21 protein-coding genes are annotated in these 21,628 nt (G+C 41.5%); 4 read left to right on the top strand and 17 right to left on the bottom strand.

The window, feature by feature from the left end; all coding sequences use genetic code 11:
* Positions 1-19: 19 nt before the first annotated feature.
* From RM049_RS28730 to RM049_RS28695, 8 genes are all read right to left on the bottom strand, one after another.
* On the bottom strand, positions 20-715 hold the full coding sequence (locus RM049_RS28730) for an HAD family hydrolase (protein WP_322706599.1): 696 nt from the start codon (positions 713-715) through the stop codon (positions 20-22).
* Positions 716-741: 26 nt separating this feature from the next.
* Positions 742-1,446, bottom strand: a complete 705-nt coding sequence (locus RM049_RS28725) for an HAD family hydrolase (protein WP_322702017.1) — start codon at positions 1,444-1,446, stop codon at positions 742-744.
* A 2-nt stretch (positions 1,447-1,448) separates the two neighbouring features.
* On the bottom strand, positions 1,449-3,158 hold the full coding sequence (locus tag RM049_RS28720) for a fumarate reductase/succinate dehydrogenase flavoprotein subunit (protein WP_322706598.1): 1,710 nt from the start codon (positions 3,156-3,158) through the stop codon (positions 1,449-1,451).
* A gap of 26 nt (positions 3,159-3,184) precedes the next feature.
* Positions 3,185-4,243: a sulfonate ABC transporter substrate-binding protein gene (locus RM049_RS28715; RefSeq protein WP_322706597.1), complete on the bottom strand. Its 1,059-nt coding sequence runs from the start codon at positions 4,241-4,243 to the stop codon at positions 3,185-3,187.
* Between the two features lie 135 nt (positions 4,244-4,378).
* Entirely contained in the window at positions 4,379-5,146 is a 768-nt protein-coding gene (locus tag RM049_RS28710; protein WP_322683780.1) for an SDR family oxidoreductase, read from the bottom strand.
* 106 nt (positions 5,147-5,252) lie between these two features.
* Positions 5,253-5,594 (bottom strand): 4Fe-4S binding protein, encoded by a 342-nt coding sequence (locus RM049_RS28705; protein WP_322667420.1) that lies wholly within the window; start codon positions 5,592-5,594, stop codon positions 5,253-5,255.
* A 13-nt stretch (positions 5,595-5,607) separates the two neighbouring features.
* Complete coding sequence (locus RM049_RS28700; protein ID WP_322706596.1) at positions 5,608-7,269, bottom strand: FAD-binding protein; 1,662 nt, start codon at positions 7,267-7,269, stop codon at positions 5,608-5,610.
* Between the two features lie 315 nt (positions 7,270-7,584).
* Positions 7,585-8,079: an LLM class flavin-dependent oxidoreductase gene (locus RM049_RS28695; protein ID WP_322706595.1), complete on the bottom strand. Its 495-nt coding sequence runs from the start codon at positions 8,077-8,079 to the stop codon at positions 7,585-7,587.
* 162 nt (positions 8,080-8,241) lie between these two features.
* Here RM049_RS28695 and RM049_RS28690 point away from each other — a divergent pair, with 162 nt between their 5' ends.
* Positions 8,242-9,321: an LLM class flavin-dependent oxidoreductase gene (locus RM049_RS28690; RefSeq protein WP_322706594.1), complete on the top strand. Its 1,080-nt coding sequence runs from the start codon at positions 8,242-8,244 to the stop codon at positions 9,319-9,321.
* A gap of 107 nt (positions 9,322-9,428) precedes the next feature.
* On the opposite strand, the gene RM049_RS28685 is transcribed toward RM049_RS28690, so the two are convergent.
* The 4 genes from RM049_RS28685 to uvrB all read right to left on the bottom strand — a co-directional run bounded on the left by RM049_RS28685 (position 9,429) and on the right by uvrB (position 13,588).
* Positions 9,429-9,989: a Uma2 family endonuclease gene (locus RM049_RS28685; RefSeq protein WP_322706614.1), complete on the bottom strand. Its 561-nt coding sequence runs from the start codon at positions 9,987-9,989 to the stop codon at positions 9,429-9,431.
* 194 nt (positions 9,990-10,183) lie between these two features.
* Positions 10,184-11,122 carry a GIY-YIG nuclease family protein gene (locus RM049_RS28680; RefSeq protein ID WP_322706593.1) on the bottom strand — a complete coding sequence of 313 codons (939 nt, stop codon included), beginning with the start codon at positions 11,120-11,122 and terminating at the stop codon, positions 10,184-10,186.
* Positions 11,123-11,245: 123 nt separating this feature from the next.
* The gene (locus tag RM049_RS28675) at positions 11,246-11,404 is read right to left on the bottom strand and encodes a hypothetical protein (protein ID WP_322706592.1); all 159 of its coding nucleotides are present in this window, start codon (positions 11,402-11,404) and stop codon (positions 11,246-11,248) included.
* A 186-nt stretch (positions 11,405-11,590) separates the two neighbouring features.
* A complete protein-coding gene (gene uvrB, locus RM049_RS28670) occupies positions 11,591-13,588 on the bottom strand; it encodes an excinuclease ABC subunit UvrB (RefSeq protein WP_322702024.1) in 1,998 nt (665 codons plus the stop codon).
* Between the two features lie 253 nt (positions 13,589-13,841).
* Here uvrB and RM049_RS28665 point away from each other — a divergent pair, with 253 nt between their 5' ends.
* From RM049_RS28665 to RM049_RS28655, 3 genes are all read left to right on the top strand, one after another.
* Positions 13,842-14,294, top strand: coding sequence for a hypothetical protein (locus RM049_RS28665; protein WP_322688898.1), 453 nt, complete (start codon positions 13,842-13,844; stop codon positions 14,292-14,294).
* A 355-nt stretch (positions 14,295-14,649) separates the two neighbouring features.
* Positions 14,650-14,832 carry a CsbD family protein gene (locus tag RM049_RS28660; RefSeq protein WP_100900626.1) on the top strand — a complete coding sequence of 61 codons (183 nt, stop codon included), beginning with the start codon at positions 14,650-14,652 and terminating at the stop codon, positions 14,830-14,832.
* A gap of 571 nt (positions 14,833-15,403) precedes the next feature.
* Positions 15,404-16,042 carry a histidine phosphatase family protein gene (locus RM049_RS28655; RefSeq protein ID WP_322706591.1) on the top strand — a complete coding sequence of 213 codons (639 nt, stop codon included), beginning with the start codon at positions 15,404-15,406 and terminating at the stop codon, positions 16,040-16,042.
* A gap of 55 nt (positions 16,043-16,097) precedes the next feature.
* Here RM049_RS28655 and RM049_RS28650 read toward each other — a convergent pair whose 3' ends face one another.
* The 5 genes from RM049_RS28650 to RM049_RS28630 all read right to left on the bottom strand — a co-directional run bounded on the left by RM049_RS28650 (position 16,098) and on the right by RM049_RS28630 (position 21,496).
* Positions 16,098-16,529 carry a hypothetical protein gene (locus tag RM049_RS28650; protein WP_322706590.1) on the bottom strand — a complete coding sequence of 144 codons (432 nt, stop codon included), beginning with the start codon at positions 16,527-16,529 and terminating at the stop codon, positions 16,098-16,100.
* Positions 16,530-16,548: 19 nt separating this feature from the next.
* Positions 16,549-16,968, bottom strand: coding sequence for a PIN domain-containing protein (locus tag RM049_RS28645; protein ID WP_322706589.1), 420 nt, complete (start codon positions 16,966-16,968; stop codon positions 16,549-16,551).
* On the bottom strand, positions 16,965-17,237 hold the full coding sequence (locus RM049_RS28640; RefSeq protein WP_251959623.1) for a hypothetical protein: 273 nt from the start codon (positions 17,235-17,237) through the stop codon (positions 16,965-16,967). The genes RM049_RS28645 and RM049_RS28640 overlap by 4 nt, the downstream gene beginning before the upstream one ends.
* Before the next feature lie 86 nt (positions 17,238-17,323).
* The gene (locus RM049_RS28635; RefSeq protein ID WP_322706588.1) at positions 17,324-17,497 is read right to left on the bottom strand and encodes a hypothetical protein; all 174 of its coding nucleotides are present in this window, start codon (positions 17,495-17,497) and stop codon (positions 17,324-17,326) included.
* Positions 17,498-17,806: 309 nt separating this feature from the next.
* On the bottom strand, positions 17,807-21,496 hold the full coding sequence (locus RM049_RS28630) for a tetratricopeptide repeat protein (protein ID WP_322706587.1): 3,690 nt from the start codon (positions 21,494-21,496) through the stop codon (positions 17,807-17,809).
* Positions 21,497-21,628 lie beyond the last annotated feature (132 nt).

Genomic DNA, 21,628 nt, shown 5'->3' with positions numbered 1-21,628 from the left:
TGAATCAATGAAAAATCTGTTAGTTAAACAATTTCAGCAAATTTAAGAGTTCACTTATCATGAATTTTGGTTTTGCTTCTTGTGGTAAATTTTGATTTTTTCTGTTGTAATAGCAAAAATCCATTTTGACTTGTGTTGCTCCTGCATAGTCGTGCTTTAGAGAATCTCCAACGTAAATAACTTCTGCTGGTGTTAAATTTAATCTAGATAAAGCATGATGGAATATTTCAGGAGATGGTTTAGCAAAACCAATTGCTTCAGAAACTATAACTGCTTCAAAAAAATGCTCAATTCCCGCAGCTTGCATTCTCGGTAGTTGTGCTGATACAAAGCCATTGGTGATGACAGCCAAACGATAATTACCTGCGAGAACAGTTAGTACTTCATTTACATCAGGTTCCATTACGCCCGAATGATTAAAAATATGCCAAAAACTTTGGCTAAGATTGCTTATTTTATCTGTTTGTATATCTAATTGAGCAAGTGTACTTTGATAAGACATCTCGATTAACTCAGTAGGAGAAAATATTTCTCGCTGTTTCCAATACTTGGAATTATAATTTTCAAATGCTTCCAGAAAAATATTTTCACTTATTTTATGTAAATTCAAAGATATTGTACAAGCTTCCAAGGCGCCAAGAATAGCTTGACGTTCACATATTTCAAAATTTAACAGGGTATTATCGAGATCGAAAATTATGGCTTTATAACTCATTCAATTCTTTTATTTACGAAAATGCTCTATGCAATAGTTGAGACTTTTCTAATTATTTTTAGTATTCCTCTGAAATCTTGACTATAAAGTTTATAATTTTTATCATTAGGTTTCCTAACTAAAATTGCTTGTATACCTGCCCGTAATGCTCCAGCAATATCAGCATTGTAGCTATCACCTATCATTACACATTCTCTTTTTTCAATCTTTAAATCATTGATGACGTAAGCATAAAATTTGAGATTGGGTTTTTCATATCCAATTGTTCCAGACGTATATATTTCTTCAAAGTATTCTGTAATATTTAATTTATCTATGATTTCGTGTAGTTCAGGTATATGATTTGAGAGAATTATATTTTTATAATTATTTTTAATTGCATCTTGCAAAGTAGGAATTGCATCATCATATAAATGCCATTTTTCCAAATTTTTATATTCATTCTGGACTTGGGAAGAATATTTTATCGCTTGAGTTTTATTTATTCCTACTTTTTCATATATTTCTGCAAAATATTCATTCATATACCCCCACCAAGTTTTACCATTAAACAATAAATTATGGGAAGTTTCAGGCGAGTGCCAAGGAAAGACATTCTTCAAGAATGGTCGAATATCTTCTGAATTTATATTAAAAATTCCATTCAATATTAAAATTGAATGTAATGTTTCACTCCACATTCCTTGACGATAACCTAGTGTATTATCAAAATCCCAAAATAAATATTTCATATTTATTTCACTGCTATATCATAAATTTCATTATGTAAATTGATATCCACAATGTAAGGATCTACAGGACGCTTAAACAATACCATTTCCCCTAACTCATTTTTCTTTAAATTTACATGACAAAACCACTCTTCATCATTTTTGTCTGGATAATCTAAGCGGTAATGATAAAGCCCCCAACGAGTTTCTTGACGATATAATGATGCTCTGGCTGCCATTTCTGCACAATCGCGAATAAAGTGAACTTCTAGACTACGCATCAATTCATGAGGATCGCGAGCGCCCATTAAATCTAATGTTTCTTGATATTGAACAAAATGTTTCAAGCCAATATCAATTTTGTTACCTGTTTTTGGTGGTTGCAGATAATCATTTACCAAGCGTCTTAATTTGTATTCTACTTGAGTGTGAGGTACACCATTCGGACGAGTTAAAGGTGCGTAAATTCTGGCTTTTTCAGCTTCTAAAAAGTCTGTATCTGGTTCAATAAAATCTAAATCTTGGATATATTCAATGGCATGAGTTCCGGCTATTCGACCAAAAACAAATGCCCCAATCATGTAATTATGGGGAACGCTGGCCATATCTCCAGCTGCATATAAACCTGGAATGGTTGTTTGAGCGTTTTCATTTACCCAGACACCAGAAGCACTATGACCGCTACATAAGCCTATTTCGGAAATGTGCATCTCTACGCCGTGGGTGCGATAATCTTCATTTCTACCTTGATGAAAACGTTCTCTACTCGGTCGTTCATTCGCCCACAGTATAGATTCAATTTCAGCGATTGTATCTTCATCAAGATGGGTCATTTTAAGTTGGACTGGCCCTTTTCCAGAATTTAATTCTTTCCAAATTTCCAACATCATTTGACCACTCCAATAGTCACAGCTAATGAAGCGATTTCCTTCAGCGTTGGCTGTATGTGCGCCAAAAGGCCCGGCGACATAAGCACAGGCGGGGCCGTTGTAATCTTTGATTAAAGGATTAACTTGAAAGCATTCAATATTACTAAGTTCTGCACCTGCATGATAAGCCATTGAATAGCCATCTCCGGCATTGGTAGGATTTTCATAAGTGCCGTAGAGATAGCCGGAAGCAGGTAATCCCAATCTGCCACAAGCACCTGTACACAGAATGACTGCTTTAGCTTGAATGACAATATAATCACCGTTTCTGACATCAAATCCTACCGCACCAATAGCACGTCCGGCTTTGACTAAGACGCGGGTTGCCATAACGCGATTTGTGACTTTGACTTTGTGGCGTTTAACTTGTCGGGTAAGAATGGTTTTGAGGTCTTTACCTTCTGGCATGGGTAAGACATATTTACCCACACGATGCACTTGTTTTAAGTCATAGTTGCCTTGGGCATCTTTTTGAAATTTCACACCCCAACTTTCTAATTCTTGGATGACTTCGTAACCTAATTTGCCTGTTTGATAAACGGCTTTTTGGTTGACAATCCCATCGTTAGCAAGGGTAATTTCGCGCACGTATTGTTCTGGTGTGGAATGTCCGGGAATGACTGCGGTATTCACGCCATCCATACCCATTGCGATCGCACCACTCCGTCGGATGTTAGCCTTTTCTAAGATCAGCACCTCTGCATTGGGATTTGCTTGTTTAGCTTTAATTCCAGCCATTGTCCCGGCTGTACCGCCACCAATGACAAGTACATCCGTTTTTATTTGTTGAGTGTTGATGTCCATAAGCTTTTGCGAGTAGGGAGGAACTTCTAAGATTTATTACCGTTCCAAACAATATCTTTGACTTGGATTTGTTTGGGAACTAGCTTGATTTTGTGAAAAGTATCGGCAATGTTTTGTTGCTGAGTGATTACTTCATCTGTTAGCGGTAAAACACCATACTTTCGTCGTTTTTCGGCAATTTCTAATGCTGCTGCTGGAATACCTAACTCTGGTTCTAAAAATTTGGCAACTTCTTCTGGATTATTTGTTGCCCATTTATTTACAATGCTTACTTCATCTAACAGGGTTTTCAACAAATCTGGATGAGATTTAACAAACTCTTGACGCGCAAGATAGTAACCCCGATTCGGTGCTAAATTTGTTGCATCTGTTAATTTTCTAACCTTTGTGTCGTGTTCAACTGCTGCTAGGTAAGGGTCCCAAATTGCCCAAGCATCAACGTTACCACCAGTAAATGCTGCACGGGCATCTGCTGGTGTTAGATGTGCTGGTTGAATGTCACTATACTTTAATCCGGCAGCTTCTACAGCTTTGACAACAAGATAGTTACTGTTCGAGCCTTTAGCAAAGGCTACTTTTTTCCCTTTCAGGTCAGCAACCGTTTTAATTGGTGAATCTTTCGGTACAATAATTGCTTCAGCTTTGGGACTCCAAGGATCGTAAGCAACATAAAGCAAGGGAGTACCTCCGGCTTGGGCAAATATTGGTGGTGATTCACCTGTATAGCCAAAGTCAATACTACCTGCGTTCATTGCTTCTAGCATGGGTGGGCCTGCGGGAAATTCTGCCCATGTCACCGAAGCACCACCAGTCTTTAAAGTTTGCGCTAAATTGCCTCGGTTTTTGAGAGCGCTGAGAATAGTCGCCGCTTTTTGATAGCCGATACGAACTACCACACCTTGATTTGCTGTCTGTGTTGCTACAGAGTTACCTGTATTGTTGGCAGAACACGCAGATATCACAAGAGTCAAAGTTAACCCACAGGTAAAGAATAAGGCAAATATGCCAATTCTGAATATTTCATAATTTTGAAGAAGGCTGCTGACAATCTTCATCAGTCGATTTGCTAAATACTTACTGAACATACGTACATTAAACTATAAGCAATATCAATACTACGATAATTCGAGCAATTTGCCGTATTTTACTCATAGAATATTCACACAGATAAGCTGCAAATGCAAGAACCGAAAAAGTATGTCTACGGGTAAAACAATTAATCAGAAATGGGAAAGGTAGCCACCATCAACAGCTAAAACCTGTCCGGTGATGTAAGATGCGGCTGGAGAAGCGAAGAACACAACAGCGCCTGTAATTTCTTGTGGAGATCCCCAACGCGCGAGAGAAGTTCGATGTTTCAACCATTCCGTGACTTCTGGATCGGCAACTACATCAGCATTACTCTCAGTTGCAAAAAAGCCTGGAGCGACTGCATTGACTGTAATTCCAAAAGCCCCAAGTTCTGCCGCAAGTGTACGGGTTAGGGCTTCAAGTCCTCCTTTAGCTGTCGTATAAACTGCGTCACCCGCACCTGCTAGTTGTCCTGCAATTGACGTAATATTAATGATTCGACCTTCACCTCTGTGCATCATCAGTTTTGCCGCTTCTCGTGACAAATTGAATGGTGCAATTAAATCAGCATTGATTAACCGACGCACTGCATCCATTTCAAACTCGAACAATCCACGGCGATCGCGCATTCCCACATTATTAACCAAAATATCTAAACAGCCGTGCTTTTCTCGGATCTCAATAAACGCACTTTGAACCGCAACTTCGTCTGTCACATCAAACGGTAACGTAAAACCTAATCCGCCAATTGATTCAATAACTGCAACTGCTTGATTAAGGCGTTCAAAATTTCGCCCATTGACGATCGCACGCGCACCAGCTTTGGCAAGTGATTTGGCAATTTCTAGTCCCAAACCTTGTCCTGCTCCAGTTACTAAAGCAACTTTTCCAGCTAATGAAAACTCTGATAACGTCACAAAAATTACTTTTCAGGGTGCTATTGAGCCGATATCTAACCAAAAACTTGCAGCAAAAGCTTGATTCTTAGTTTTATCTCTCTCCTAAGAATCAAGCCTACTGAAATTAACTTTGATAAGGGCGCGGTAGTTGGCGTAGTTTATGAGCAGTATCTAATTCACTATTGTTTTTTCTGCCATATCCCCAACCCAAGATGCGACGATATTCACCCATGATGCCACTTTCAATTAATTCATCCTCATTGACTGCAACATTGGTGTGAGATTCAGGCGCAACATAGAGCGCATCCGCAGGACAATATGCTTCACACATGAAACAAGTTTGACAATCTTCTTGTCGGGCGATCGCAGGTGGTTGGTTCGGTACTGAGTCAAAAACATTAGTAGGACATACTTGGACGCACAGATTGCAATTGATACAGAGTTTATGGCTGACAAGCTCGATCATGATTCTGCTCCTACTACAACTTTGATACAGAGGGTGTGGTTTGAATGGTTAGTGCTGGTGGTGTAGCGATGGCATCCTTAATCCAATCGCGCCTCACCCAAAGCTTATCTAAGCCGCCGGTTGCTTGGTAATAACGCTGATTTGGATCGGTTTCGGGATAGTCCATGCGAATATGTTCGCTGCGCGTTTCCGTGCGATGTAAAGCACTAAAATATGCCCATCGCGCTACAGCCGTCAGAGCAGCCGCTCGACGAGAAAATTCCACATCGCGCACTGTATCTTGTTTCGGGTTCCCTTGTACTTGCTGCCACAGGGTTTCTAATTTGGCCAGGGAATCCAGAAGTCCCTGCTCAGAACGCAAGTAGTTCTTCTCCAACGGGAACATCTGGTCTTGTACGCCACGCACGATCGCTTCACTATCAAATGTTTCAGAAGATGGTGAAGGCGATGGCGTTTTGCCCACCGTAGGCGATCGCAATCCCACTTGACCAGTAGGACGCGCAACCCGTTCATTTGCTTGAGCGCCCAAACTTTTCGCAAAGCTAGCTGCCCCAACTCCAGCCCATTGCCCTGTAGAGATTGCCCAAGCAGCATTGGGGCCACCACCTCCAGAAGCTAATCCGGCTAAAAACTCCCGCGATGCTGCATCACCGGCGGCGTAGAGGCCAGGAACCTTTGTACCACAACTATCATCGGTCAAACGAATTCCACCTGTACCACGGACTGTACCTTCTAAAATTAGTGTTACAGGCACTCGTTCTGTATAGGGGTCAATGTCAGCTTTTTTATACGGTAGAAAAGCGATGAAATGAGACTTTTCAATTACTGCTTTGACTTCAGGTGTGGCTTTATCCAAACGAGCATAAACGGAGCCTTTCAAGAGGGCATTGGGAAGGAACGATGGATCGCGACGACCATCAATATAGCCACCAAGATCGTTACCTGCTTCATCAGTGTAACTAGCCCAGCCAAAGGGAACACCCCGCGTCACTGTGGCATTAAAAGCGGTCGAAATTGCATAGTGATTGGAAGCTTCCATGCTAGAGAGTTCGCCACCAGCTTCTACTGCCATCAGCAGCCCATCACCGGTATTAGTATTGCACCCTAATGCTTTACTCAAGAATGCACAACCGCCATTCGCCAAGACTACTGCACCAGCACGAACGGTATAGCTACGATGATGTTGCCTCTGCACGCCTCTTGCCCCGGCTACTGAGCCATCGTTAGCCAATAAAAGTTCTAGAGCCGGACTTTGGTCGAAAATTTGTACACCAACACGCAAAAGGTTTTTGCGAAGTACCCGCATATATTCAGGCCCATAATAGCTCTGGCGCACAGATTCCCCATCTTCTTTGGGGAAACGATAGCCCCAACTTTCCACTAAGGGCAAACTCAGCCAAGTTTTTTCGATAACACGCTCGATCCAACGTGAGTTAGCGAGGTTTTTTCCTATGCGATAACGCTCCGATAAAACTTTGTCCCAATTCTCTGGAGAAGGAGCCATAATGCCGTTACCACTAGCAGCAGCTGCACCGCTTGTACCCAGAAAACCTTTATCAACAATGATGACTTTGACTCCTTGGGATGCGGCTGCCCATGCTGCCCATGCGGCGGCAGGGCCACCACCAATTACCAGCACATCAGCAGATAGTTGTAGTTCATTTTCGGTTAGCAATTCTTTTCCTCCTTATTTGGCAGTCAACATATTTCTTTGCCACTCTGAGCGGACTTTACAGGCAAAAATCCACCCGCCTGCATTTTAAGCACCACTTAATTTGTCATCAGTATCATCTTCGACAATGAGCTATATACTGGTGTGTTTTGCTCATCTGCTTTTTTGTCTATAAAATTGCGTTATCGGTAGCTATACCAAAGGTTTCGCTGGTTTGTCTGACTAAATTATGCAGTAGATAGAGTTTGCATAATATATACAAAGAGTGTAAGGCAAATTACAGTTAAAATGATACTCTAATTGTTAGCTTATCAAACATTAAGTATTGCAAGTTAATTTTTTCTTCGGTTGGAACTGGTGTACTTGAAATACCTGCAACCATTCACCAGAATAGCGATAACGTTCATCATGGGGAGGAAAAGGGATATTAGTATGCTCCATTTCTGGGCGAAACCAAGCACTAATTAGGTTGATGGCAAAACGTCCACCACTGATTGCATCAATACCCAAGGCCATTTTGGCTAGAACGGCTGGATGAAATAATAAAAGTTTAATCGCGGCGATAATTTCTATGCTTTCCGTAGCTTCAGCCAAGGCCGCACAAGCTGTCCAAGTTTCCAACTGTTCTAAATCTAGACTACGGGGATTAGCAAGATGCTGTGCGACTAAGGTTGTCACATATCCTAAACGTTCTGCTTCTAATACTAGCGATCGCGTGCGTTCATAACTAGCATCAATCGGTTCATCTGGCGTATTCAGAGGGCCAAAGTTACCGCCCACAGGGGCCCAAATACTATAGCGTGGTTGTGACATTCTTGCCTCCAAATTAAATGGGGACTGGGGAGATATACCTTGTTTTTTATCCTCACCTATGCAAATCTCATATTATACTACTATAAATCTACCAATTTACAGTATTATTTTTAAGGTGCAAAAATAAAGTTTTAGTGCCGACTACAAAGGTTCTAGAAAGCTATGTCTGAACCAGACTATGGGATTTGGATTCCCGTTTACGGCAACTGCGGTGTGATGAACCATCCTCTTGAACCTCGTGATGCTAGTTACTCACGAGCTAAGAATTTAATCCAATTGGCCCAAAAGTGCGGATTTACCACAACTTTAATCGCGCAACATATCATCAATCCCAGGAATCAAGAACTTGACCAGCTAGAAAGTTGGACAACAGCAGCAGCTTTGGCAGAAGCAACAAACTCTATCGAGATTATTGCAGCTGTTAAGCCATTACTATTTCATCCTGCCGTCTTAGCAAAGATGGCCTTAGGTATTGATGCAATCAGTGGTGGACGCTTTGCTATTAACTTAGTAAGTGCCTGGTTCAAGCCAGAAATAGAAAAGTCGGGGATAAATTTCCTTACCCACGATGAGCGTTATCGTTATTCAGATGAATGGATTAGGGTCGTAAAAGCTTTATGGAGTGGAGAGAAAGTCAACTTCTACGGTGAATATTTTCAAATCGATGATTTGAAGCTCAATCCTCCACCTATAGCCAAACCACATCCGCGTGTGTATGTAGGGGGAGAGTCAGAACCAGCCCAAGAACTAGCCGCAAAAGAAGCGCATACATTTTTCCTGAATGGTCGTCCGATTGAAGTCATCCGCGAAACCATTGCGGCTGTTGCTCAAAAAACTAAGTTTCGCTCTCAACCTCTGGGCTTTGCTATGTCAGCTTTTGTTATTGCTCGACCAACAGACGAAGAGGCGGAAGCGGAATATCAGAGCCTTAGAGCAATGGTAGTAGCACAAGACGATCGCTCAGAATTACTCAAAGGAGTAGATTCGGAAGTAGTTATGTTCAAAAATATGGCTAAGTACCCTGGTGTAGGGAGCAATGGCGGTACAGCAGCAGGATTGGTTGGTAGCTATGAAACTGTAGCCCATCGGATTGCTGAATTTACCAGAGTAGGAATTGATACTTTCATGCTGCAATTCCAGCCTTTTGCTCCAGAAATAGAGCGTTTTGCGGCGGAAATTATACCAAGAGTGCGAGCGTTAACGGTAGATAGTGAAGCGATGTCTGCGACGGGTGGTTCCTGAGCGCAGCCCTTAGGCTGCGCCTACGCTAATTTGAACTTTGAGGTCATAGATTGAATATCATCAACGTCCTAGCATTTTATCTCGCAGATGCTTAATGCGATCGCTTCCTAGATTTTTCGCAACAATTCCCGAATTGCAATCGCACAATCGGGGAAGGCTAAAGGTGAAATTGTCACATCCTCTGCAAGTATGCTCTCACTGTGATAGCCGTCTGGACTAGGGAGACGATACATATACAACTTGCGTCCATTAACATCTAAAATCCAGTACTCAATAATACCTGACTTTGCATAAGCCATCGCTTTTACTTCTCGATCGTATTTGAGACTGGAATCAGCTATTTCAATCAGTAAAAACACTTCGGAAGCATTGGGATGGCGATCGTCATAATCTAATGGATTCAGCTTCACCACTGAAATATCTGGTTCTGGTTCCGAATAATCATCAAGTTGGACTGGTGACTGGATTCTTAATAAAACTTTGTCCCCTAATCGTTGACGTAATAACCTTTCTGTGCGGGTAATTGCTGATTCGTGAGCAGTACCTTTTGCTGACATTCTGATAATTTGTCCCGCGATTAATTCTAAGCGTTCTTCAGGATGAAAAATACCCATTTCCGCCATTTGGTGATATTCTTGAACACTAATTAGGCGAATATTGGTGAGCATAAAATTCACGTTAACGTCCTAACATTTTATCCCGCAGATGCTTAATGCGATCGCTTGAGCAAGTCATTAAGGGCTAAAATCAGTAACGGACAGCAACCTCGAACTAAGCACCAGCGATTTGCAACCGTCCTCTGCCATGACGTGTAAGATATTGTGGCGCAATTACACCTACCCAGCCTTAAAACTTAGCAAAATTACTCATCAACTGTCAGTGTCGCAACTTTTGAAATACGTTCTTGATCCCACTGATTGTAAGTCTGACCAGTTTCCTGGACTTTCCAAAACTCTCTTCCGTTAGCAGATATTCCTCTAGTTATACTGGCAGCACCACTTGGACTAGAAATTGAAACATCTACTGTAAGTTGTAAACTTACTCCATCCGGTGTCTCTACCAATGTTCCATCTTTAATGAATTGATCTCGCATAGCTCTATATGTTGCACCAAGAGAACTCTTTATTTCCTTTTTAATCTTGGAACCTTTCAAAATTACAAATTCTCCGTTTATTTCCTGAGCCTGAGCATTATATTCAGAACTATTTGCTGCAAAAATTGGTGAAGCACTGTTTCGCTCTGTTGAAGCTGGTTGATCTGTCTGAACTGCTAAAACTGTTGAAATTGTCGGCGCAGGAGCTGCAAAGGGAAAGTTTAATACTGGCAGGAGAGTTAATAATTGCTCAAGAAAAGACTCCATGTCTACGACATCGGGTTCTGGTAAACATGGCGTATCAGGAGATGTTCCGTTTTCTAATGTTGCTCGACCAGTTCGGGCCGCGATTTGAATTAGTCGGCTCTCTAAGTACCGCACATGAGCTTTTGTCAGATTTTCATCCTTGCTAATGACAATAACTGTACGACTCCAAAAGTCTTTTGCAGCATCGCTATTGTGCTGGGTTAAACGTTTTAGAACGTTATCACTTTCTCCTATGTAAACCTTATCTTTGAGTGGACTACTTGGGTCTTCGCCAACCAGCGCATAAATACCTGTTCGCTTTGTTTCGCTACGTTGTGCTAGGCTGACAAGCTGCGCTCTAGGAGCTACAATCACCTTCCCCGTCCAGTTCATGATCTCAGTTGTCATTATTCCTGTAGCTGTTCCATCTACAAGAAAAATGCGGATAGGTCGTCCAGACATAAGCGAATTTTTCCATAATGAGGTTTTTAATAGTTATCCCAAAACAGAGCTAGGTCTAACTATTGATCTATGGAAACTTTTCATATACTCTTTTTGTTGATCGTAATATATCAAGCGTTACAGCTAGCTCGTAGCAATTTCCTGCCTTACCATATCAGCTAGACCATCCCACTGAGCATCTGTTGTAGATTCAAACTGAGTCTTCCATCTTTGCTCATCCTCTATCTCAGCAAGGAGACGAGCAGCGATCGCATCCTGTTCGTCAACAGGTAGAGTTTTCAATTGAGCGATGTCTACGACGGGCTACGCCTACGCACGTTCAAGTAACTCAGTCATAGCTACCACACTCTTAAAACGTAAATGGGATCTGATCCATTATCGCTTTTTGGTGGCAAGTTGAGCGCTTTGCCACCCAAGCGATAACCTATCTGCGCGGGCAATTGCTGATTCATGAGCAGAAGATTCACGTTAACGTCCTAGCATTTTATCTCGCAGATGCTTAATGCGATCGCGCAATTTTGCCGCCTCTTCAAATTCTAGTTTCTTCGCCGCTTCTTTCATCTGCGCTTCTAACAGAGTAATCAATTGGGGAATCTGTTCTAATGGCAGTTCATCTAGATGTTCATCTACAACTTTTAAATCAGTTGCATTTAACCGCCGAGATACATCTAAAAAAGCCAAAATCGCATTACTTGATTTTTTCACAATCGGTTGTGGTGTAATTCCATGCAGTCGATTATGTGCTGTTTGAATACCACGCCGCCTGTCTGTTTCATCAATAGCTTTAATCATGCTACCTGTCAGATTATCGGCATACAAAATTGCTTGTCCCTGAATGTGACGCGCGGCTCTACCAATAGTTTGAATTAAGGAACGCTCGGTTCGTAAGAAACCTTCTTTATCTGCATCCATAATTGCCACTAAAGAAACTTCAGGTAAATCCAAACCTTCCCGCAGCAAATTCACACCAACTAATACATCAAAATTTCCCTCGCGCAAATTCTGCAAAATTTCGATGCGCTCAATAGAAGTAATTTCGGAATGTAAATATCGTACCCTGATACCGTGGTCTTGCAAATATTCGGTTAAATCTTCCGCCATCCGCTTAGTTAATGTAGTAATCAAGACTCGTTCATGGCGGTCGGCTCTATCTTTAATTTCGCCTAACAAATCATCAATTTGTCCTTCTGTGGGACGCACAGAAATTTCTGGATCGATCACCCCAGTTGGTCGAATTACTTGTTCAACTATATGGTCTTCAGAAACTTCTAATTCCCAATTTCCGGGAGTTGCTGATACAAAAATACACTGATTTACTTTTTGCCAGAATTCCTCGGCTTTTAAAGGACGGTTATCAGCAGCACTAGGAAGCCGAAATCCATGTTCAATTAAAACTTTTTTTCTCGCTTGGTCGCCATTATACATGCCGCGAATTTGTGGCACGGTAACGTGAGATTCATCAATAACTAATAGCCAATCTTTGGGAAAATAATCAATTAAACATTCTGGTGGTTCTCCAGCTTGTCTTCCTGCTAAGTGACGGGAATAGTTCTCGACACCGTTACAGTAACCGACTTCGCGCAGCATTTCCAAGTCATAGCGTGTACGTTGATCTATGCGTTGCGCTTCTAATAGTTTCCCTGCTTGTTCTAAGTCTAGTTTTTGCTGTTTTAACTCGGCTGCAATGTCATTACAAGCTACTTCTAAGCGTTCTTCTGGGGTGACAAAGTGACGTGCAGGGTAAACATTTACGGCTTCCAAACTTTTGAGAATTTCACCTGTCACCGGATCGATATAACGAATTGCGTCAATTTCATCACCAAAGAATTCGACGCGAATAATTCGGTCTTCATAAGCTGGGCCAATTTCTAAAACATCACCCCGGACGCGAAATTTTCCCCGACCCATTTCGATGTCGTTACGGCTATATTGAACGTTTGCCAAATCTCGTAAGATTTGACGCTGATTTACTTCCATACCTATCTGAAGAGGGATGGCAGCTTTCAGATATTCTGACGGCATTCCTAAACCGTAGATGCAACTGATGGAAGCAACGACAATGACATCACGACGTTCAAAAAGCGATCGCGTTGCCGAATGCCGCAACATATCTATTTCATCATTAATTGCCGCCGTTTTTTCAATATAAGTATCGGTGACGGGAATATACGCTTCTGGCTGATAATAATCGTAGTAGCTGACAAAATACTCGACTGCGTTATTGGGGAAGAAATCCCGCAACTCGTTACAAAGCTGTGCAGCCAGGGTTTTATTATGCGCCAGTACTAAAGTCGGCTTGCCAATTTTCTCAATAACTGCTGCTACGGAAAATGTTTTGCCAGTTCCAGTGGCTCCTAGTAAAGTTTGGTAACGATTGCCTGATTGGATACTAGCAGAAAGTTTAGCGATCGCTTGTGGTTGATCGCCTGTGGGACTAAAGGGAGCTTGAAGACAAAATTCTGTCATACAGTTTTGCTGTAAATACCCTATTTCATGGTGACAATTCCGCTCTGTATCTATTGTAGCTGGCTTATTAGAGCAAATAAATAGTAATAATTATTTACAAAAATTATTGCTTTAAATTTACTTATGTATTAGTTTTAAAGATTCTTATATCTATATGAGGTTTTTTAAGGTTAAACTCTAAGGTATATGGGAAAAAATTTCATCTTTCCTTAATTATTGTAAAATTCAGTTAACAAACTAGAGGTGTTCGTTTATGACTATTAGCAACACTGGCAAAGCAACCAGTTCTCGGCAGAAGTATGCCAAGTCTACACAGGAAGTTGAAAATCAACAAGACCAGAGCTTGAATGCAGATAAAGCCGAGGAAGTTAATGAACTGCCAGTAGGAGCTTCTGGAACACTCGCCATTTCTGGAATTCGCCCCATAGGCGCTAGCGACTTAGAAGTTGCTGAACACCTTTCAATTTCTGGGGTGCGTCCTGTTAGCACCAGTAGTTTGGAAGTAGTTGAAACCTATAACGCAATGGGTATTCGCCCAATTGGTGCTAATAAATTCCAAATTGTTGAAAGTATGAATCTCTCTGGAATTCGTCCAATTGCCTCAAGTTCATTGGTAATTGATGAAAGCTATTCGACATTCGGTAATCGTCCGATAGCATCAAATGAGATTGACAATTCTGAAAACCTGATGGGTTTTCTAGATTAAACAAAAAAACATCCCCATAACTTTATTAACCCATTTTCTATAGGAAACTGGGTTTTTTTATTTAAAAAGTAAAAATTACCATCTGTGGCATTTGTTCTATGTCTTTTAGCATAGGTAACTAAACTATTCTCACTTTATTTTACTTTATTTTATATTCAACTAACAGCCAGAACGCTTACTAAAACTCACTTTTTTAATTACGAATTACGAATTACGAATTACGAATTATTGAATCTGCCTTGTGGTAGAAGGCTTTAGCAAAAACTTTAAGTTACTGTGTAAAGGTAATAACAAAGAGTTTCAAAGTTAGTTTATAGCTTTGAAATTAGTTTTTAATTAAATCAGGAGTATCAAAATGAGCATAGAAGATCGCGCAAAGGCTGCTGCTAAAAATGTTGAAGGTAAAGCCCAAGAAGCATTAGGAAACGTCACTGGAGATCCAGAAGATAAAGCTGAAGGTAAAGCAAAGCAAGCTGAAAGTGAAGTACGTCACGGAATTGAAGACGTGAAAGATAATGTAAAGAAAAACATTGACTAGTAATTCATGATTTTTTTTGCAGAAACTCTAGGGATATAAATGGGGTGCATTCCATTTTTGCAAGAAAAAATTACGAAATGCTAAACATTCAATGCTATGCACCTTTATTCTATTCTTAGCAAGGGTTGGAAAGATAAAGGACTAGCTTGATTGACAGAAATTTTATAGAGACGTAATTAATTACGTCTCTATATCTATGCTTAATTTATTTTTATAATTATTAAAAAGCAATACTGGCAATGTCTACGACGAGCGTAGCTAAGAGGATGAATGAACAAGTATTTTTCATAACATCAAAGCCTCGGAAACTTAACCCCCTAGCCCCCCTTCCCTACAAGGGAATGGGGGTTTCAAAACTTGAATTCCCGACTGATAGCGCAGCTCCTTCGAGTCCGCAAACGTCTTGATTCTGACTCCTGTTAGCGGATAGCTAAGGTTTAGCCCATTCTGGCTTCTGAATTATTTTTCAATTTAAATCTCAAAAATTGTAGTAATATACCACAGGCATTAACTATCTTCAGCTACATCTGATAGTTAGCGCTTTTAAATTCACAATCGATGAGAATATACGGTGAACCTAACTCTTTATTTCCTGCGTCACGGACAGACAGAATGCAGCCGCAATAATTCCTTTTGCGGTTCTATAAATTCAGAACTTACTCCAGAAGGCTTGGAGATGGCAAAGGCTTTTGCAGATACATATAGTTCCATGAATTGGACAGCAATATTTTGTAGTCCAATGCAGCGAACTGTATTAACAGCAAAACCTTTGTATGAAGCAATAGGGATAGAACCACAACTTAGGGATGGTTTGAAGGAAATCAATTATGGCTTGTGGGAAGGAAAAACGCCAGAAGTAATTAGTCGTGAATATCACGATGATTATATTCGCTGGTCAGCAGATCCCGCTTGGAATGCGCCTAATGGTGGAGAAATGGCAGTTACAATTGCTTATCGTGCCTTGCAGGTAATTGAAGAAATCAAGCAAAATTACACTAGTGGCAATGTTTTAGTGGTTTCACATAAGGCAACTATCAGAATTATTCTGTGTAGTTTACTAGGGGTTGATGTGGGACGCTTTCGTTTTCGTTTGGGATGCCCTGTTGCTTCGGTCAGTATTGTAGAATTTAGTTCGCATGGGCCGCTATTAAAGGTTTTGGCAGACCGTACTCATTTGGATGAGCGGTTGCGAAATTTACCGGGAACGTGAGAGAAGTTAGGAGTTAGGAGTTAGGAGTTAGGAGTTATTATTTTTTCCTTGCTCGTTATTTGTTATCTGGCTCAGTGTATTTGCACAAAACATTTATTCCGATTTTTAAAATATATAATACGACAATTGTGGCGATCGCTCCATCAATCGGGATGCCATGTACTGCTGCAACAGCTACCAGTGAGCCAATAACACTGTTAAACAAAGAAGCACTACCAGGGTTATTAGTGTATTCTTTGATTTTGCCCCGTAAACCATCATCACCACAGATTTCCGCGCGGATTTCGTCGAGGGTGAGTTGTAAGAGAGATTTTTTGCCCCGACTATAATCTGTTTTGCCGACTTTCTCTTGCCAGAGTGCATCAAAACTGGTTTCTAGATTGCCGTTGTGTTGTTGCAGGGTAGTAAGTGCATGTTGCGCTGGGGTGTCGTTTGGCAGAAGTTGCTGAAGTTCTTGGATTTCGACAGGGGTTAATTGGGCATTCATATATATTTAACTTAATTATTTATGGAGTATTTGTTAGTTCCTGAATCAATTCTTCAGGTGTGATAATTCTGGGAGTAGCAACTGGAAAATCTCTAGGGTTGCGAGTGATAATAGCATCTAAGTGATTGAGTACCGCACTGCTGTATTGAATAGCGTCTTCAAAATCTCTAAAATTAAGGTTTAGTGCCATGTTGATTGTAGTACTGTCTACGATGGCGACTTGGCAGAAGTTGACCAATTGCCTTAAATAAGTAAGTGTCCACTCTCGACCTCTTGCCCTACGGATGATGTAATACAAATCACTAAAAGTTGAGGCGGAAATATAACCTTCTACCTGTCCTTGTTCAACTAGCACCAACACTTGTTCGCTTGCTTCTAGAAAAGGTTCACGCTCAAGGGCATCATCTACAATGATGTTGGTGTCTAACAAGATTCTCACAGATTATGTTTCTCCTTTAAAGCTTCCCATCGGGCTTGGTCTGGGTCAAAGTCTGGTGGTGTGGGTGGGGCATTTTCAAATAACCCTTCAAATGCTTTGACTTTAGACTTTCTTCTCGGCTTTTCTGGCTGTGACTCAGTAGAAGTTTCCAAGGATGGAACTGGCTGCAAAATAATCACTTCCACTTTTCCAGGAGCAATATTTAGAGGTTCGTCAATAATTAAATGACCGGATTCGTCAATTGTGGCGTTCAGCTTGTAGGCTTGCATATTGCTTTTCCTCATCTATATATAATTAAATAATATTTCAGGCAATTTCACAGATTATGTTTCTCCTTTAAAGCTTCCCATCTGGCTTAGTCTGGGTCAAAATCAGAAGGTGTAGGTTGTGTTTTTTCAAACCAGTCTTGCAAAGCTTTGATTTTTGTTTGTCTTTTCGGCTTCTCTGGCTGTGACTCAAAGGATGGAACTGGCTGCAAAATAGTACCTGAATCAACGATCGCAGTTATAAGTGAATGTCTTGTCGTCACCAACATTACAACATTAAGTCTTAAGGTTATAACATTAAGGCTTAATGCTATAACCTTAAGGCTTAACCTTATAACCTTAAGGCTTAACGCTATAACCTTAAGGCTTAACGTTACAACATTAATCACCAGCATTGTAAGATTAAGGCTTAAGGTTACGACATTAAGGCTTAAGGTTACAACTTTTTGACAAAAGCTTATGCGATCGCTCTTTAGGGTAGTGCGCTCTGTGCGATCGCTCGTAATACTTAAGCAAAACTTATTTGAGGTGCTGCCAGATCCCCGACTTCTTTAAGAAGTCGGGGATCTAAATCAATCTAGCCCATCCCACGCCTGCCAAATTGCCTCACGCACCTTACCCGCGCACTCTTCACCCGTCGCCTCGCGCCAAATAACTTGAAACTGGCTTTCCCCTAACTGCTGGAGTATACGAGCTAAAGCATTGATATCTAAACCAATCCAATCTTGATTATGTTCTAGGTCAATGGCTAAAGCACGAATGTAAATTGGCAAAGCCTCAGCGTAATTTTCTTGAGCTTCTAAAACCGTTCCCCATTGACTCAATATTTGTGAAGCCCAATACCAATCCCTGAATTGCTGATAAACTTCCCAGGCTTTTTGATAATAGTTAATTGCCACATCAAACCGCCTTTGCTCTTTGTACACCATGCCCAGTTGGTGATTGTCAATAGCAGCATGGTACAAATTCCCAGCATCTTCAAATATCTTCAGCGCCTTATGGTAATATTCAACAGCCACATCAAATTGCTGTTGAAAATGGGCGACATTGCCCAGCGAATGATAAACTGTGGCAGCATGGTACAAATTCTCAGCATCTTCAAATATCTTCAGCGCCTTATGGTAATATTCAACAGCCACACTAAACTGCCTATGATCTTGTGCTACTCTGCCTAGTTGGTGATATTCTCTAGCAGCAGAGTACAAATCCCCAGCATCTTCATATATCTTCAATGCCTTGTGGTAGTAATCAACAGCGACATCAAACTGCCTCTGCTTTTGGGCTAATAAGCCTAGTTGGTGATAGTCACTAGCAGCAGAGTACAAATCCCCGGCATCTTCTTTTATATTCAGCGCCTTGTGGTAGTAATCAACAGCGACATCAAATTGCTTCTGCTCTTGGGCTATCATGCCCAGTTGGTGATATTCACTGGCAGCAGAGTACAGATGCCCAGCATCATTATATATCTTCAGTGCTTTGTGGTAGTAATCAACAGCGACATCAAACTGCCTTTGCTCTTGGGATACTATGCCTAGTTGGTGATAAGCAACAGCAATTTTGTCATTCACTGAGGAATCATTTAAAGCTATTAATTCATCGAGAATTTCTTGATAAATTTTCCTTGCACCAACTAAATCAGTACTATGCACCGCCTCATTAGCTTCGTTAACCCGCAAATACATCCACAAATCAAAAGCATCTTTACCTTTTGCTTTTACATCTGCTAAGAGCATACCTATTTGCTTTAACGCCCGTTGCTCCAGTGGCTTAAATTCGGGTTTGCGCCCGATACGCTGATACACGTTTCCCAAAGCTTGCAAAATCCATTGTGCATTAGCCCATTCCTGTTGCTGTTCGGCTAGGCGCAGGTTTTGCAACAGATTTGGTTCTTCGACTTGCAGCACTAATGTTGCTAGTTCAGCGTTGCTGATGAGTTCCTTATCGTAGTGAGCAGCCAAATAAGCGTAAAAAATCAGCAACTTTTTTTCGAGTTCGTTACTCACTTCCTGAAAAGCTACTAAGTTTAACTGTTGGCGCAAATACCAAGGTAATGCAGGGTGAATTTTATAGATAGTTTCATAATCCAAATCTTCTATAATACCTGCGGTGGCGGCTTCATTAAGCAGCTGCAACCAATCAGCTTTTTGCAAGTTTTCTCCAAACACAGCCTTATAAGTTTGTCCATACTCATTATCTGGATTGGCTGAAAAATTATGCAGCAAATTTGCATTCACCCGTTCCGAAAACAAAGCCAAAAACGGTAAATGTCGCCGCGCCTTCTCTGACAACTTCGCAAACGAATAATCCAACGACACCGTCAGCGACTTATCCCTACCTTCCTTCTCCACTCCCTGAAAAGTATCCAACCCCCGCCACAAGGCTTCAATTATCTGACTTGGTGTCTGCATCTTTAAATGCGGTAACACCACCCGCAAAGACAACGGATGTCCCCCCAACAATTTCAACAATTCCAAATACTCTGCTGGCAGGTTTTTTCTCTCTACACCCACCGTTTGCAAAATCTTCGCGGCTAACTCTTGGGCATCGGCTTGAGATAATCCCCGCAAATTGATTAAACTATATACACAATCTAGCCAAGGTTCTTCGCGGCGACTGGTAATTAATACCCAAGATTTCCCACCCCGCAATTCCTTCAGAAACCGCTTCAGCTTGTTTCTCTCTTCCCCACTCAATAATGGTTCATTCCCCGTAGGGAAACCGTTGACAGGTTCAAAGTTATCCCAAATCAACAAGCAAGGATGAGTTTGCAAATATTGCTGCACCACAGCCTCTTGCTGTTCTGGCATCATTTGGGAAAATCTCTCACCGCCCAACGCCCTACCAATTTGGTTAATTACCTGACTCAACCCCGCACCCTGTTCAAAGGAAGTGAAAAAAATATGTTCGCGTCCTTGAGTATCATCCAACCACCGGGCGAAACCTGCGACTAACTCAGTTTTACCAACACCGCCCATTCCTTGCACCAGCACCAGATGATTTTGCCGAAATGCTCTCTCTAAACGCAAAATCTCATAATCTCGCCCAATAAAACCATAAGCGCTTTCATCAGGTAAACCCACAGCTTTGCTGCTTGCTGGCGTATTGTCTGCTTGCGCCATCAAATCAGCAAAACTGGGTGCTGTCTTTTGAGGAACAAAAGGCGTATAGGGTTCCTGCTGATACAACACTGGCACAAGCCAATCTTGTAAAGGTAAATTTCCTTTCGGACTGGGGCGCATTTTTTCAATAGACATGGACTTGCGCCCAGATGCAACGGCTGTGGCGATACACTCTCCCTTGACTAATTCCCCATACAACCGCCCAATAAAGTGTTCTGCACCTTTGGCGTAAACTGAATACGCCATCGCTACTACACCCTTTGCTCCCAATTTCACCAACTGTCCCGCCACAGAGGAAAAGGCTTCTTCGCCTACTTGCCCAGACTTACAAGCATTCAGCACAAAAATCGGCACGCGACAATCTGTTAAATATTGGGCAATGTCTCTGGCACTAACAAGTTGCTCGTTTCCCTGCTCATCTTCAAAGACTAAAACTCCTTGAATATCGCTGTCAAAATTCCCATGTCCATCAAAATGGACGATATGGTAAAAACCTTTATTTGCCTGGAGTTCTGCTTCAAACGCTTTCAAGCTAGGGGGACGCAATACTTTCAAGTTGACTCGCTGACGTATCGGTTGCAACGCCGCCAGCAAAGGACGGGCAATGGTTTTAAAATTTACGTCTTGCTCGTCATAAGGGCGGGCAATAACTAATAAAATATTCAGTTGGTCATCGGGCATTGGTGGCAATGGTGCTTTTACGCCCTGAGTGCTGAGACTGCGATACATCCCCGCCAGTGAAGGTGCAAGAAATTGATAGTCGAGGGAATACAGCAATTCCCAAGGTAAATTCAGCACGTTGGCGTTATCGGAAATGATGCCCAGTTCGCATTTATCGAGTCCTTGCCGTGTGGCTTCTTGAAAAAACTCTCTTCCTTTTTCTGTGCTGCGAAATACTAGCTCAAATAGCTGTTGTCCCCAGTGCTGTAACTTTTGTTCGATTTTTACAGCGTTATCAGGAAAAATACCGTAAGGAAACTGTAAATAATCTTCTAAATACCAGCGCAATTCAGCCGCGTTTTCTTCATCGAAGGGTTGTTGAAAGGAGACTGCTGGGGCCAGGCGAGGATTTTCATATCCGCGTTGCCAAGAAAGTTGGATTGTTTCGCCTTGATGGGTGATTCGCAACCAATTTGTTGCCATTGCTGCTGTGCTGGTTACTGGGTAAATTGATGCTAGCTTAATTTGGGTAATTCACGCAGAGGCACAGAGAGGAAGATTGAGTTTTAATTCAGTACAGATACAGCGATAATGTACTCAAATTATCAGCGAATT

It is taken from the genome of Nostoc sp. DedQUE04 (assembly GCF_034530995.1).
Classification (GTDB): domain Bacteria; phylum Cyanobacteriota; class Cyanobacteriia; order Cyanobacteriales; family Nostocaceae; genus Nostoc.
Note: the sequence above shows the minus strand (reverse complement) of the source record. Positions and strands in the feature narration are given on the sequence as shown.